Raw genomic sequence first — 12,873 nt, forward strand, 5'->3', positions numbered from 1 at the left:
GGAGCGCCGTATCCGGACGGTGCGGAGCCGGCCCCTCTCCCGCCTGCTCCGCAGGCACCCTCCCCCGCAGGGGGGGGAGGGACGGGCGGCGTCACCTTGCTCGAAGGCGTCACCGGCTCGGGCAAGACCGAGGTCTATTTCGAGGCGGTCGCCGAGTGCGTGCGGGCCGGGCGCCAGGCGCTGATCCTGATGCCGGAGATCGCGCTGACCGCCCAGTTCCTCGACCGCTTCGCCGAGCGCTTCGGCGTGCGCCCGGCCGCGTGGCATTCCGGGATCGGCGGCCGGCGGCGCGAGCGCCTTCGGGCGGCGGTGGCGGCCGGCGAGGCCCGTGTCGTCGTCGGCGCCCGCTCGGCCCTGTTCCTGCCGTTCCGGCATCTGGGCCTGATCGTGGTCGATGAGGAGCACGAGGCCGCCTACAAGCAGGAGGACGGGGTGCATTACCACGCCCGCGACATGGCGGTGGTGCGTGGGCGCCTGGAGGGCTGCCCGGTGGTGCTGGCCTCGGCCACGCCCTCGATCGAGACCCTGGTGAACGCCCAGCGCGGGCGCTACCGCCACGTGGTCCTGCCCGAGCGCTTCGGCGGGCGGCGCCTGCCGGACATCGCGGCCATCGACATGCGCCTCGACAAGCCGGAGCGCGGGCACTTCCTCAGCCCGCCGCTCATCGCGGCGGTCAAGCGCGCGATGGAGGAGGGGGAGCAGGCCCTGCTGTTCCTCAACCGCCGGGGCTACGCGCCGCTCACCCTGTGCCGGGCCTGCGGTCACCGCTACAATTGCCGCAACTGCTCGACCTGGCTGGTGGAGCACCGCTTCCGCAAGGCCCTGGTCTGCCACCAGTGCGGCTATGCCGAGCGCCGGCCGGAGGCCTGCACGGAGTGCGGCACCTTCGACAACCTCACCCCCTGCGGCCCCGGCGTCGAGCGCATCGCGGAGGAGGCGGCCGCCCTGTTCCCGGACCGCCGCATCATCGTCCTGTCGAGCGACTTCCCCGGCGGGGCCGAGCGCCTGCGCCAGGAGCTGGAGGCGGTGGCCGCCGGCGACTGCGACCTCGTCATCGGCACGCAGCTCGTGGCCAAGGGCCACAACTTCCCGCACCTGACCCTGGTGGGCGTGCTCGACGCCGATATCGGCCTGACCTCGGGCGACCCGCGGGCGGCCGAGCGCACCTTCCAGCTCCTGCAGCAGGTCACAGGCCGGGCGGGGCGCGGCGAGCGGCCGGGACGCGCCCTGGTCCAGACCTACCAGCCCGAGCATCCGGTGATCGCAGCCCTCCTGTCGGGGGACGCCGAGCGCTTCTACGCGGAGGAGATCTTCGCCCGCGAGGCCGCGGGGCTGCCGCCGTTCGGGCGGCTGGCGGCGCTCATCGTCTCCGCCGACGACCGCGCGGCGGCGGAGGCCCACGGGCAGGCCCTGGCGCGGGCGGCCGAACCGCCCCCCGGCGTGATGGTGCTCGGACCCGCCGAGGCGCCGCTGGCGCTGGTGCGCGGGCGCTACCGCTTCCGGCTCCTGGTCAAGACCGAGCGCAACCTCGACCTCCAGACCTACCTGCGCGACTGGCTGGCGCGGGGGCCCAAGCCCCGCGGGAACGTGAAGGTCGCGATCGATGTCGACCCGCAGAGTTTTTTGTAAGACACTCCCGCGCCGAACATTCCGGCCGCAGCGACATCCCAGGAGCGCGATCCGTGTTGAGCTACACCAAGAAGCCGGACTCCAACCTCGCCGAGATCGTCGTAGACGGGAAGATCACCGACGAGGAGATGAACGCGGTGATGACCGCGATGAAGGCCGACCTCGACAAGGGCGGCAAGCTCAAGCTGCTGGAGGACATCCGCGCCTTCGAGGGCATGGAGCCGGCGGCCTTCTTCAAGGACCCGCGCTTCGGGCTCGCCATGATGAAGAGCGTCAGCCACGTCGCTCTGGTGACGGACGCCCAGTGGCTCAAGGTCGTGGCCGAGACCTTCGGCTTCGTCTCGCCGGCCCAGATCAAGGTGTTCGAGCGCGCCCGCCTCGACGAGGCCCGCACCTGGCTCGCCGCCGCGTAGCGTTATTCCGCCTGCGCGGTGCGGGTGTTGCTGCGCCGCGCGGTCCAGCGGCCGGAGCAGAGGGAGGACACCTTCCAGGTGCCGGCCCCGCTCTGGGCCTGGAGCCGGCCGGAGGCCGCGCCGCTGGTGCCGCCGTTCGAGACGCTGAGGCCGACCGAGCCGTCCGGGCCGACCTTGCCGCTCATCCGGGTGCCGGGCTCGGCCGCCGAGGCCGGCTGAACCTGCCCCTCGCGGATCGCCACGGAATAGCTGTAGCGGGCGCTGCACAGGCCGCTCTCGGTCACGAGTTCCACCGACCAGGTGCCGTTGTAGGCGCCGGGCTCCGTCGCAGCTGCAGGCAGCAGTGCCGGCAGGGACAGGCCGGCGGCGAGGGCGAGAACCGTGAGCGACTTCATCATGCAGGCAACCTCGGGCAATGGGAATCCGATTTCGCCGCCGCGAGAGACGCGGCGCGATGACGTTCGGATCATCGGTGAGTGATGATGGTTCGATGCACCCTCGAAGCGGCGAGAATATGACGCCGCCGTAAGCTCAGCCGGTGAAGCGTTGCCGTATGCACAGTGTTCGGCCGGGATATCGTCCGCGGATTCTGGCTGGCCGCGCCTGATGTCGCGCTCCACATTGGGCGGATGGGCATTCCTGCCCCGCGAATAGGGTGTCCGCCGCGCCTCAGGCGGTGCCGGCACTCCGAAACGTCGCGCCGATCATGCGCAGGACGGGCAGCGCCCACGGGTCGGCCGGGCGGGCGAGGAGCACCACGTCGGCGGGCGGAAGCGGCGGCAGCCCGAGGGCCTCGCCGACCTCGATCGCCCCCGCAGGCGCCACCCGCCGGGCGAGCGCGGCCACGCCCAATCCGGCGCTGACGGCCGCACCCACTGCCAGGATGCCGCCGCCGACGAACACCTCGGTCCAGGGGATGCCGGCGGCGTCGAGCAGCCGCGTGGCCGCCGCCCGCACGCCGCAGGGCGCGGCCAGGGTCGCGACCCGCAGGGGCTCGCCCGCCCGGCGCCGCCAGCCCGGGGCGGAAAACCACCCGAAGGCTTCCGTGGCGAGCAGCAGCCCGTCGCGGCGCTCGTCCTCGTCCCGGACGACGACCGCGTCGATCTCGCCGCGGTCGTACGCACCGATCAGGTCGCGGGAGGCGGCGACCCGAACCTCGATGACGAGGTTCGGGTCGTGGGCGGCGATGCGCCCGATCAGGCTCGGCAGTTCCGGCCCGGCGACGTGCTCGCTGATCCCGAGGGACAGGCGCCGGCTCGGGGCGGGCGACAGGCCGGCCCAGGCCCGCTCCTGCGCCGCGAGCAGGTCGCGGGCCGCCGGCAGGAAGGCTTCGCCGCGGGGCGAGAGGCGCACGTGCCGCGGCGTCCGGTCGAGGAGGCGGCAGCCGAGGCGGTCCTCGAGCCGCTTGAGCTTGAGGCTGACGGCCGCCTGCGAGGTGTCGAGAGCCTCGGCGGCGCGGGTGAAGCTGCCCAGGTCGGCCACCAGCACGAAGGCCTGCACGGTGTCGGGGTCGATCGCACGGGACGGCATCGTCATAGGATTTCATCATCACAGATATAACCAGTGATATCTTTTCTTAATGTCCGGGCGATGGCAAGACCGGACCCGTACCGAGGCGGGAGCCCTTCGATGCTGGTCATGCGCTACGTCCACCGATTGCCGGCCGACTACGTCATGGACCACATCCGCGCGCGGGTGGCCGCGCGCGGGCCGCTCTGGGACGACACGCCCGGCCTCGGGATCAAGGTCTTCTCCGCCACCGAGCGCGGGCGGCGGGGGGCTCCCGGCAACACCTATGCCTCGACCTATCTCTGGCTCGATCCGGCGGCAGCGGCCGGCTTCCTCACGGATGCGCGCTTCGGGGCGGTGACGGACGCCTTCGGCCGGCCGCGGGTGGAGACGTGGCTGCCGCTCTCGGTGGTGGCAGGCCGCCGGGAGGCGGCCCGCTTCCTCCACTGCGAAACGGTGGCGGTGGAGCCGGGCGCCGATCTCGGGCGCCTGCGCACGGCCGAGGCCGACCATGGACGGGCCGCGCTGGCGGAGGGTGCGCTCGCGGTCGTGAGTGCCCTCGACCCGGCCGGGTGGCGCCTCACCCGCTTCGTCCTGTCGGCGCAGGCCGGGCAGGAACCGTCCGAGGACGCGCTGCATTTGTCCGCGCCCGGCTGGGCGCATCTGGCCTGAACCATCGAAACGGAGACGACCGATGCCGATGACCCGGATCTCCCTGCTCCAGGGCAAGCCGCCGGCCTATCACGCCGCTCTCATGGACGGGATCTACGCCGCCATGCGGGACACCTTCGACGTGCCGGAGGACGACCGCTTCATGATGGTGCATGCCCACGCCCCCGACGCGTTCGCCTACGGCGCCCACTATCTCGGGATCGCGCGCAGCGACGACCTCGTCATCGTCCAGATCACCTGCAACGACACTCGGAGCACCGCCCAGAAGCGCGCGCTCTACCGGGCGATCGTGGACAACCTCGCCCGCGACCCGGGCCTGCGCCCGGAGGACGTGTTCATCAACCTCGTGGAGGTGAAGGCGGAGAACTGGTCGTTCGGGCACGGCCTCGCGCAGTATGCCCTGCCGCCGGAATGACTTGCTAGTCGGTCAGCGGTCGGGCCTCTTCCGGCAGCATGATCGGGATGCCGTCGCGGATCGGGTAGGCGAGCTTGGCCGAGCGGCTGATCAGCTCCTGGGCGACGGAATCGTAGTCCAGGCTGCCCTTGGTCAGGGGGCAGACCAGGATCTCCAGGAGCTTCGGGTCCACGCGGGTCGCCTCGACGGGCGGGGTCAGGTCGTTGGACATGCGCGTCTCACTACCAGGCTCGTCTCATTGCATCGTCGGTTCGGGGCCGGAGCCGCGCACCAGTTCCATCTGCGTGACCGCGATCAGGATCTCGGCCCGGGTCTTCAGGTCCACCGCTTCCAGCATGGCCTGCTTCTCGCGCACGCCGAAGGGGCTCATCATGCACAGCGCGTTGACCAGCGCCTCGTTGGGCGCTTCCTCGATCCCCGCCCAGTCGACCTTGAGGTCGTTCGACTCGACGAAGTCGCGCAACGCCGTGAGCACGCCCTCGCGGTCCACGAGGTCTTCGCCCGCCCGCGCCTCGAAGTCCACCGCGAAGGCGTCGTAGGAGACCTGGCAGCGGCGGTAGGCGCTGGCCGAGGCGAGTTCGCTCTCGACCCGGAATCGGGTGATGCCTGTCAGCGAGATGAGGTAGCGGCCGTCCCCGGTCTCGGCGAACTGCGTCACCCGGCCGGCGCAGCCGACCCGATAGAGCTTGGGCGCCATCGGGGTCGAGCCGGCCTCGGCGTCCGGCTGGATCATGCCGATGATCCGGTCGGTGCGCAGGGCGTCATCCACCATGGCGAGGTAGCGCGGCTCGAAGATGTTGAGCGGCATCTGCCCCCGCGGAAGCAGCAGGGCGCCGGGCAGGGGGAAAACCGGGATCACGGCGGGGCAGTCCGCCGGGCCCTTGTAGCCCGCATGCGTGCTCATGGCACCTCCACCGACGCCGGCCGTGCGGGCTCGCGCCTCACGCGAAGAGCAGGGTCGAGAGCTTGCGCCGCCCGCGGATCGCGGCCGGATCCATCGGGCCCCAGGCCTCGAAGAACTGCAGCAATTGCTTGCGCGCCCCGTCCTCGTTCCAGGTCCGGTCCCGGCGGACGATCTCGATCAGGCCGTCCACCGCCTTCTCGCGCTCGTTGCGGGCGTTAAGGCCGAGCGCCAGGTCGAAGCGGGCCTGGTGGTCGTCGGGGTCCGCCTCGACCTTGGCCTGGAGGCCGGCCAGGTCCCCGAGGGCTGCCGCCTGCTCGGCCAGCTCCACCGCCGCGCGGATGCCGGCGAGCCCCGGATCGTTCGCCTTGGCCTCGGGCACCATCGCCAGCACCTGCTTGGCGTTCTCCAGCTCGCCCGCGTCGAGCTGGATCTTGGCGAGGCCGGCCAGCGCCGCAACGTTGTCGGGCTCCTGGCCGAGGATGGCGGCGTAGAGTTCGGAGGCGCCCGCGAGGTCGCCCTCGGCGAGGGCGGCGGCGGCCTCGGCCATCACCTGATCGATCTGGCTCGGACCGGCGAGGCGATCGAAGAACGCCTTGATCTGGACCTCGGGCAACGCCCCCTCGAACATGTCGACGGGCCGGCCCTGGTCGATGGCGACCACGGCCGGAACGCCCTGGAGGCCGAGCTGCTGGCCGATCTGCCCCCAGACGGCCGGATGCTCGTCGACGTTCATCCTGACCAGCGCGATCCTGTCGCCGGCCGCGCGGACCAACTTCTCCATGACGGCCAGCAGCGTCTTGCTCGACGGCGCCCGCGGCGACCAGAAGGCGACCAGGACGGGCCGTTGTGCCGACGCGACGATCACGTCCTGGCGAAAACTCGCCGTGGTCACGTCCTTGATGAGATCGGCCGGGCTTCCGGACTGGGGCGCGGTCGCCGCGAGGGAGTCGTTGAGCATGCGGTCTTCGGGCTTTCGGAACTTTTTCGGGCGAGCCCGCTACATGGGGCTCGCGGGACCACCTGACCAGCCCGACGGCTATCTCTGCGGCGCGTCGGGCGTGGGCTTCGTGTCGGTGACGAAGGTCGCCGCGTAGACGCGATTGTCGGGCGTGGTCGCCTCGCAGGTGATCGCGGTCCTGGCCGGCGCCGGCGTCGAGAACTTGCAGGCCCCGACCGCCACGGTCGGCGTGCGCACCACGCCGCTCTCGCCGGACTTGCCGGGGGTGACGAGGTTGATCGGCTGGAGCGGATCGGTCTCCTCGGTGCGCTCCTGCTGGGCGCCGCTTCCGGTGAAGCTGAGGGTCTGGCCGTCCCAGGCCGCGAAGTCGAAGCTGGTGCGGTTGCGCGAGACCACGTTCATCAGCACGCCCTTGCAATGCACGCTGGCATCGAGGCCGGCGATGACCAGCTTCTCGCAGGTCCCTTCGAGCTTCACCGCGGCCTGGGCATGGGCCGGCCCGGACAGGGCGCAGGCCAGGGCGAGGGGGGCGGACAGGCGGAGGAGGGGGCGCGTCGAGAAGATCATGGGGCCGATGTAGGCGGCCTGCCGCTTCCGTCGAGTCCGTTCAGGAGCCGAAACGCAGGGCGCGGTCGTTGGCCGCCCCCAGGTCGATCTCCGGTCCCAGCGGCACGATCCGCGTCGGGTTGATGGTCGGGTGGCTCTCGTAATAGTGGCGCTTGATGTGGGTGAGGTTCACCGTCCCCGCGACGCCCGGCAGGGCGTAGAGGTCGCGCAGGTAGTGCGACAGGTTCGGAGAGTCCGCGATCCGGCGCAGGTTGCACTTGAAGTGCCCGACATAGACCGCGTCGAACCGCACGAGCGTCGTGAACAGCCGCACGTCGGCCTCGGTGAGGCGATCCCCGCAGAGGTAGCGGGTGCGGTCCAGCCGGGTCTCCAGGGCGTCGAGTTCGGCAAACAGCGCCGTGAACGCCTCCGCGTAGGCCGCCTGCTCCGTGGCGAAGCCCGCCTTGTAGACGCCGTTGTTGACCCGTTCGTAGACGGTGGCGTTGACCGCATCGATCGCCGCGCGCAGGTCCGCCGGGTAGAGGTCCGGACCGCCGCCGCCGAAGGCGCCGTTCAGCATGCGGATGATCTCGGCCGACTCGTTCGAGACGATGGTGCCCCGCGCCTTGTCCCACAGCATCGGCACCGTGACGCGGCCGGTATAGGCGGGGTCGGCCCGCAGGTAGACCTCGTAGAGCCGTGTCGCATTGCCCAGGTGGTCGGGCGTGCCCCCCGGCGTGTCGCCGAAGACCCAGCCCTCCTCCCCCATATGTGGGTCGACCACCGACACCGAGATCGCCGCCTCCAGGCCTTTCAGCGCCCGCACGATCAGGGTGCGGTGCGCCCAGGGACAGGCGAGCGAGACGTAGAGGTGGTAGCGGCCGGCCTCGGCCGCGAACCCGCCTTGCCCGGACGGGCCCGGCGCGCCGTCCGCGGTGATCCAGTTGCGGTAGGCCGAGGCCTTGCGCTCGAAGCGGCCGCCGGTCGAGGCCGTGTCGTACCAGCGGTCCTGCCAGACGCCGTCCACGAGCAATCCCATCACCCGAACTCCCGCATCGTCGCGGCCCAGTCGCCTGACATGGACCTCCGCCTGACATGGATCTTTGCCTGACATGGACCTCGTGCCGCCCGTGGGAAGGGCGCCGGAGGCCGGTCGGCCGCGCGCGGCCCGACGTATGCGTCCCGCTCGCACCTCGGTCCCGTTTCCAGGCACGGGACGGCGTTGCCGCACGGCCTCCGGCGTTTTATGTTGCAGCGCAGCAATCGGGCGCGGTCGGCCCGGTCGCCGCGGGCCCCATTGGCCGAGAGCCGCGATCCACGGAGGTTGAAGGATGTTGTCGTCTGCGCTGTTTCTGCCCGTCGTGGAGGCGGCCCTGTTCACCTCGGGCTGCCTGCTGATCCACACCCTGCGGCGGCATGCCGACGTCCTGACGGTGAGCCTGGCCTGCGTCGCCACGATCCTCATCCTGTTGATCGGGATCTCCAGCGCCCCCGAGCCCTTCCTGAAGGCGCAGGGGGCCGACACCCTCCTGCAGATGGGCGTCCAGGATTTCGGCGTGGGCGTTCAGGCCGTCAACTGAGCGCGTGACGGTCCGGTCCTTGTGCCTGCGCCTGGCCGACCCGGCGGCCCGCGGCCACGTCGAAATCGTCCGCCGGCAGGCGGGCGAGGAAGCGCTCGGCCAGTTCGAACAGCAGGATGTCGGGGGCGACCCGCTCGACGTAGCCCCAGTCGAAGCTCGACGACCAGACGAAGTGCACTTCGGAAAAGCTCTCGGCCAGCAGGCCGGTGAGCAGGATCGGCGCGAAATGCGCGTAGGAATCCCCGAACAGGACGACCCGGCGGGGATCGGCTGCGGGCGAGGCGTTGCGGTAGACCGCATGCGCGCCGACGTGCAGGTCCCGGGCCCGGCCGGCCGCCTCGTAGGCGGCCAGAAGCGGGCCGGTCTCGACCCGCACCGCATCGCGCTGGATCAGCGGCCGGACCAGGGCCTCGGCGGGCCGGCCGGGCAGCTTGGCGCCCAGGTCCAGCACCTGCTCCTCCACGTGGACGGGCCGCGCCGCGATGTCGGGCGGCGGCACGGCGCCCAGCGCCCGCATCACCTCCCGATAGGCCAGGAGGCAGCCCTCGGCCGACCAGTGCGTGTCCGTGCGTAGGTAGAGGGGCACCGGCCCGCCGCGGGCGGCGCGGAAGGGTGCGAGCAGGTCGAGATAGGCCGGCTGCCGGGCGAGCCTGCGGGCGAGCCGGCGGGTCGACGCCCTGGCCGGATCGTAGGGCAGGCCGTCGGTGAAATTGTCGTAGACCGAGAGCTTCTCGGGCACCAGGAACTGGAGGCAGCGGATGCCCAGCCGGTTCGCCCGCGCCGCGCGCGCCTCGATCAGCCGCGCCCAGGCCCGCAGGTGCCACCATTGGGCCAGCCCCCCCCGGTACTGGTCCATGACGCGGTTGCTGCCGCCCGTGAGGAACAGCCAGCCCTCGCGCCCCTCATGGACCGTCTCCCAATCCCGGCTGAACCAGCGTCTGGCGAACATGGACGGTGCCTTAGCCGCAGCGGGCGGGGGGCGATAGGGCCGTTCCCCCGCGGCTTGGACGGCGTTCGGCCTGATCACGCGGTTTGCCTGCGTGGCGATCGCCTCGGCCTTCCAGGCCCGGTCATGGACCTGCGCCGCTCGAAGGGTCAGCCTGCGCCGCCGATCATGTTCCGCGCGGTCGCGAGGGGAAGAAACGCTGTCTTGGGTCGGCTGGCGAAGGGCGTGAACTGGTGCTTGGCGTAGAACGACGCCGCCGCGTCGTCGATGGCATCCGCCACCAGCGCATATGCGCCGACCGGCGACGGCACCACCCGCACGATGGCATCATGCAGGAGCATCGCGCCGATCTCCTGCCCCCGAAACGCGCTATCGCGGCCGAGCCAGCCTATCAGCACCGCGGGGATCGTGGGATTACGCGGCAGCCTGCGCGCGATTTCCGGTGGAACCCCGGACAGCGGAATGCCGGTGGACGACAAGGTGTAGAATCCGGCGAGCGTCCCGGTGGCCTTCTCCACCAGCACGTAGCAGGCGGCATGGTTCCGCTTCACATCCTGCAAGACGGCTGTCCGGAAATAGGTATCGATCGTCGCGTTGCCGCTGCCGAAAGCGCCGCGCTCCCGTTTACCCAGCACCTCCGACGTGAACCGGCTCACCGGACCTCGACGTTCTTGGCGTGCAATGCCATCGCCCGGCGCAGGGCGGCATTGGCTTCAGGCGGATTCAGGAGCGCATCGGCGAAGCGCTTCTGGTCCTCGACCGACAGACGTACGATCTCGGTTTCCGCGATGATGCGCCGCGCCGCCTCATGCGCTGCGCTCACCACGAAGTCGGTGAGGCTGCGGCCCTGCAGTTCCGCGGCGCGCTTCAACATGGCGTGCACATCGGTGGGCAGACGGGCTTCGAGCCGGGCGGTCGGTGCGGGCGGCATCAAGGCATCCTTCGATCGCAACTATACGGCATTTTGCCGTATGAAACACGGTATGTCGAGGGCCGAGGCTCGGACCCACAGAGCGAACGCGCCCCGCCGAGGATCGGTCTGCGCCTGCGCGAGTCGGCCTGGACGCGGCCGGCCCGGAAGCCATCTCCCTACGCACATGACCGAGCCCCCGACCTACGCCCCCCTCATCCTGACCTTGGCCTTCGATCCGGAGACCTTCGACCGTTTCGACGGGTTGCGGCGGCGGCATTTCCCGCAGAACCTGAATCTCATCCCCGCCCACGCCACCCTGTTCCACCACCTGCCGGGGGAGCGGGAGCGCGCCGTGATGGAGACGGTGGCCACGCTCGCCCGCGCCGAGGCACCGCCGGAGGTGGCGGTGACGGGCCTACGCTTCACCGGGCGCGGCGTGGCCTTCGTACTCGCATCCGAGGCGCTCTCGGCCTTCCGCGGGAAGATCGCCACGCAGTTCGACGCGCACCTGACCGCGCAGGACCGGCAGGGCTGGCGCCCCCACGTCACCGTGCAGAACAAGGTCGCCCCCGACATCGCCCGCGCCCTGCATGCCGACCTCCAACGGGACTTCGCGCCGTTCCGCTTCACCGCACCGGCCACCCGGCTCTGGCGCTACCTCGGCGGTCCGTGGGAAGAGCGCGCGCGCCTGCCGTTCGGAGAGACCGCGTGATCCATCCCCTGTCCCGCCCCTGCCGGAGGCTCCCCCGATGAGGTTGCCGGAGAGCGCCCGCAGCCATCCCCTGGCGAGCCGCGCGACGGCCGTCTGGCTGCGGCTGCGCCTCAACGAGGTCGGCCCGCTCGTGGCGCTCCTCTGCCTCAGCATCCTGGGCTACGGCTTCTTCGCCCTGGCCCACGAGGTCGGCGAGGGGTCGACCGAGGCCCTGGACCGGAAGATCCTGCTCGCCCTGCGCAACCCCGCCGACCTCTCCGACCCCATCGGTCCCCGCTGGCTGGAGGAGACCATGCGCGACATCACCGGGCTCGGCAGCGTCTTCACCATCGTGTTCCTCACCGGCGCCGTGGCGGCCTACCTCGTCCTCTCCGGCAAGCGGCGCATCGGCCTGTTCGTGGTCGCGGCGGTGGGCGGGGGCGAGCTCGTCTCGACGGTCCTGAAGCTGTTCTACCAGCGGCCGCGGCCGGACCTCGTGCCCCACGGGATGGACGTGTTCACGGCGAGCTTCCCCAGCGGCCACGCGATGATGTCGGCCATCGCCTACCTGACGCTGGCGACCCTGCTCGCCCGGATCGACCGGCACCGGCGGGTCAAGGCGCTGGTGCTGTTCCTCGGGGTCGCCATGGCGCTGCTCGTCGGCATCAGCCGGATCTATCTCGGGGTGCACTGGCCGAGCGACGTGCTGGCCGGCTGGTGCGTCGGCGCGGCCTGGGCGGCCCTGTGCTGGTTCGTCGCCCTGCAATTGCAGCGCAGCGGCGATGTCGAGGCGCCGGACCCGCCGCCTGCGGCCTGACGCCTGCTGTTAAGGTTTATGGAGCGTTACCGGCGACAACCTGAAGCGTTTCGTGTTCCGTGACGTTGATTGCACGGACAGGAGCGTATCGGAGGAAGCCCGACGTGAAGGAACGCCGTGAGACCGCACGCCGCCGTGCCTGCCTCGGAGCCACGATCCGCGTCGCGGCCTTCCTGCCCGAACGCGGTTGCTACCTGCGCAACCTGTCCCTGGACGGTGCCAAGCTCGTGGTGCCCGAGGCGGTCACGCTTCCGCCGGTGTTCGATCTCGTGGTGACGAGCCGGCAGGAAACCCGCCGCGCCCGCCTGGTCTGGCGGCGCGGGGGCGAGGCCGGCATCCGCTTCGAGCCTGAGGCATCATGCCCTACCCGCGCCGACGACGAGGCCGCGCGGCAACGTGAGGTGTTCGCCGCCGCCGAGCCCTCGCCGACCGGGCGCTTGCACTGAGGCTCAGCGCCGCTCCGAGCCGAAGGTCTGGCTCGGGCCGGGATTCTCGTCCTGCGCAGTCGAGCCGAGGGTGCCGCCGGTCCAGCCCTGTGCCCGCCAGCCCTGGGCGCGCTCGTCGAGGTCGATCGAACCGCTCCGGTCGAGGATCGTCATGACGCGGTCGGCCAGGTCCTCCCCCGCCCGGACGGTGACGAGGGTGCCGCCGCGCCGCACGCCCTCGGCATAGCGCTCGGCCTCGTGCTCGCTGAGGCCGGCCCCCGTGAGGCCGCCGATCAGGCCGCCGGCCGCGGCGCCGACGCCTGCCCCCGTCACGGTGGCCACGAGCCAGCCCGCGGCCACCACCGGCCCGACGCCGGGGATCGCCAGCAGGCCGAGGCCGGCGAGCAGCCCCGCCCCACCGCCGAGCACCGTGCCCAGCGTCGCCCCGGTGCCGG

19 protein-coding genes are annotated in these 12,873 nt (G+C 71.4%); 8 read left to right on the forward strand and 11 right to left on the reverse strand.

Going from position 1 to position 12,873, the window contains the following annotated elements:
• Positions 1 to 1,629, forward strand: a 1,629-nt coding sequence (locus tag COGEMETH_RS24430; RefSeq protein ID WP_238185266.1) for a primosomal protein N', incomplete at its 5' end; no start/stop codon positions are given.
• Between the two features lie 53 nt (positions 1,630 to 1,682).
• Complete coding sequence (locus tag COGEMETH_RS24435) at positions 1,683 to 2,042, forward strand: SpoIIAA family protein (RefSeq protein WP_238185267.1); 360 nt, start codon at positions 1,683 to 1,685, stop codon at positions 2,040 to 2,042.
• Between the two features lie 2 nt (positions 2,043 to 2,044).
• Here the strand turns inward: COGEMETH_RS24435 and COGEMETH_RS24440 are convergent, their stop codons facing one another.
• Entirely contained in the window at positions 2,045 to 2,440 is a 396-nt protein-coding gene (locus tag COGEMETH_RS24440) for a hypothetical protein (protein WP_238185268.1), read from the reverse strand.
• Between the two features lie 271 nt (positions 2,441 to 2,711).
• Positions 2,712 to 3,572, reverse strand: coding sequence for a LysR family transcriptional regulator (locus COGEMETH_RS24445; protein ID WP_238185269.1), 861 nt, complete (start codon positions 3,570 to 3,572; stop codon positions 2,712 to 2,714).
• 99 nt (positions 3,573 to 3,671) lie between these two features.
• On the opposite strand from COGEMETH_RS24445, the gene COGEMETH_RS24450 reads away from it, so the two are divergent.
• Positions 3,672 to 4,223 (forward strand): DUF4865 family protein, encoded by a 552-nt coding sequence (locus tag COGEMETH_RS24450; protein ID WP_238185270.1) that lies wholly within the window; start codon positions 3,672 to 3,674, stop codon positions 4,221 to 4,223.
• A 22-nt stretch (positions 4,224 to 4,245) separates the two neighbouring features.
• The gene (locus COGEMETH_RS24455) at positions 4,246 to 4,638 is read left to right on the forward strand and encodes a tautomerase family protein (protein WP_238185271.1); all 393 of its coding nucleotides are present in this window, start codon (positions 4,246 to 4,248) and stop codon (positions 4,636 to 4,638) included.
• Between the two features lie 4 nt (positions 4,639 to 4,642).
• On the opposite strand, the gene COGEMETH_RS24460 is transcribed toward COGEMETH_RS24455, so the two are convergent.
• From COGEMETH_RS24460 to COGEMETH_RS24480, 5 genes are all read right to left on the reverse strand, one after another.
• Positions 4,643 to 4,849 carry a Trm112 family protein gene (locus tag COGEMETH_RS24460; protein ID WP_238185272.1) on the reverse strand — a complete coding sequence of 69 codons (207 nt, stop codon included), beginning with the start codon at positions 4,847 to 4,849 and terminating at the stop codon, positions 4,643 to 4,645.
• A gap of 24 nt (positions 4,850 to 4,873) precedes the next feature.
• Positions 4,874 to 5,542, reverse strand: a complete 669-nt coding sequence (locus COGEMETH_RS24465) for an LON peptidase substrate-binding domain-containing protein (protein ID WP_238185273.1) — start codon at positions 5,540 to 5,542, stop codon at positions 4,874 to 4,876.
• 37 nt (positions 5,543 to 5,579) lie between these two features.
• Complete coding sequence (locus tag COGEMETH_RS24470) at positions 5,580 to 6,500, reverse strand: thioredoxin family protein (RefSeq protein ID WP_238185274.1); 921 nt, start codon at positions 6,498 to 6,500, stop codon at positions 5,580 to 5,582.
• Between the two features lie 78 nt (positions 6,501 to 6,578).
• A complete protein-coding gene (locus tag COGEMETH_RS24475) occupies positions 6,579 to 7,067 on the reverse strand; it encodes a hypothetical protein (protein WP_238185275.1) in 489 nt (162 codons plus the stop codon).
• Between the two features lie 40 nt (positions 7,068 to 7,107).
• Complete coding sequence (locus COGEMETH_RS24480; protein ID WP_238185276.1) at positions 7,108 to 8,085, reverse strand: glutathione S-transferase family protein; 978 nt, start codon at positions 8,083 to 8,085, stop codon at positions 7,108 to 7,110.
• Between the two features lie 292 nt (positions 8,086 to 8,377).
• Between COGEMETH_RS24480 and COGEMETH_RS24485 the strand changes: the two genes are divergently transcribed.
• A complete protein-coding gene (locus tag COGEMETH_RS24485; protein WP_238185277.1) occupies positions 8,378 to 8,626 on the forward strand; it encodes a hypothetical protein in 249 nt (82 codons plus the stop codon).
• On the opposite strand, the gene COGEMETH_RS24490 is transcribed toward COGEMETH_RS24485, so the two are convergent.
• The 3 genes from COGEMETH_RS24490 to COGEMETH_RS24500 all read right to left on the reverse strand — a co-directional run bounded on the left by COGEMETH_RS24490 (position 8,619) and on the right by COGEMETH_RS24500 (position 10,503).
• A complete protein-coding gene (locus COGEMETH_RS24490) occupies positions 8,619 to 9,575 on the reverse strand; it encodes an alginate O-acetyltransferase AlgX-related protein (RefSeq protein ID WP_238185278.1) in 957 nt (318 codons plus the stop codon). The two genes, COGEMETH_RS24485 and COGEMETH_RS24490, sit on opposite strands and share 8 nt — an antisense overlap.
• 146 nt (positions 9,576 to 9,721) lie before the next feature.
• Positions 9,722 to 10,228, reverse strand: coding sequence for a GNAT family N-acetyltransferase (locus COGEMETH_RS24495; protein ID WP_238185279.1), 507 nt, complete (start codon positions 10,226 to 10,228; stop codon positions 9,722 to 9,724).
• On the reverse strand, positions 10,225 to 10,503 hold the full coding sequence (locus COGEMETH_RS24500) for a type II toxin-antitoxin system TacA family antitoxin (protein ID WP_238185280.1): 279 nt from the start codon (positions 10,501 to 10,503) through the stop codon (positions 10,225 to 10,227). The genes COGEMETH_RS24495 and COGEMETH_RS24500 overlap by 4 nt, the downstream gene beginning before the upstream one ends.
• A 166-nt stretch (positions 10,504 to 10,669) precedes the next feature.
• Between COGEMETH_RS24500 and COGEMETH_RS24505 the strand changes: the two genes are divergently transcribed.
• The 3 genes from COGEMETH_RS24505 to COGEMETH_RS24515 all read left to right on the forward strand — a co-directional run bounded on the left by COGEMETH_RS24505 (position 10,670) and on the right by COGEMETH_RS24515 (position 12,439).
• Positions 10,670 to 11,197 (forward strand): 2'-5' RNA ligase family protein, encoded by a 528-nt coding sequence (locus COGEMETH_RS24505; RefSeq protein ID WP_238185281.1) that lies wholly within the window; start codon positions 10,670 to 10,672, stop codon positions 11,195 to 11,197.
• 37 nt (positions 11,198 to 11,234) lie between these two features.
• On the forward strand, positions 11,235 to 11,993 hold the full coding sequence (locus COGEMETH_RS24510) for a phosphatase PAP2 family protein (RefSeq protein WP_238185282.1): 759 nt from the start codon (positions 11,235 to 11,237) through the stop codon (positions 11,991 to 11,993).
• Positions 11,994 to 12,097: 104 nt separating this feature from the next.
• On the forward strand, positions 12,098 to 12,439 hold the full coding sequence (locus COGEMETH_RS24515) for a PilZ domain-containing protein (protein ID WP_238185283.1): 342 nt from the start codon (positions 12,098 to 12,100) through the stop codon (positions 12,437 to 12,439).
• A gap of 3 nt (positions 12,440 to 12,442) precedes the next feature.
• Here the strand turns inward: COGEMETH_RS24515 and COGEMETH_RS24520 are convergent.
• Positions 12,443 to 12,873, reverse strand: a 431-nt coding sequence (locus COGEMETH_RS24520) for a hypothetical protein (protein ID WP_238185284.1), incomplete at its 5' end; no start/stop codon positions are given.

This window comes from Methylobacterium trifolii (assembly GCF_022179685.1).
In the GTDB taxonomy this organism is placed as follows: Bacteria; Pseudomonadota; Alphaproteobacteria; order Rhizobiales; family Beijerinckiaceae; genus Methylobacterium; species Methylobacterium trifolii.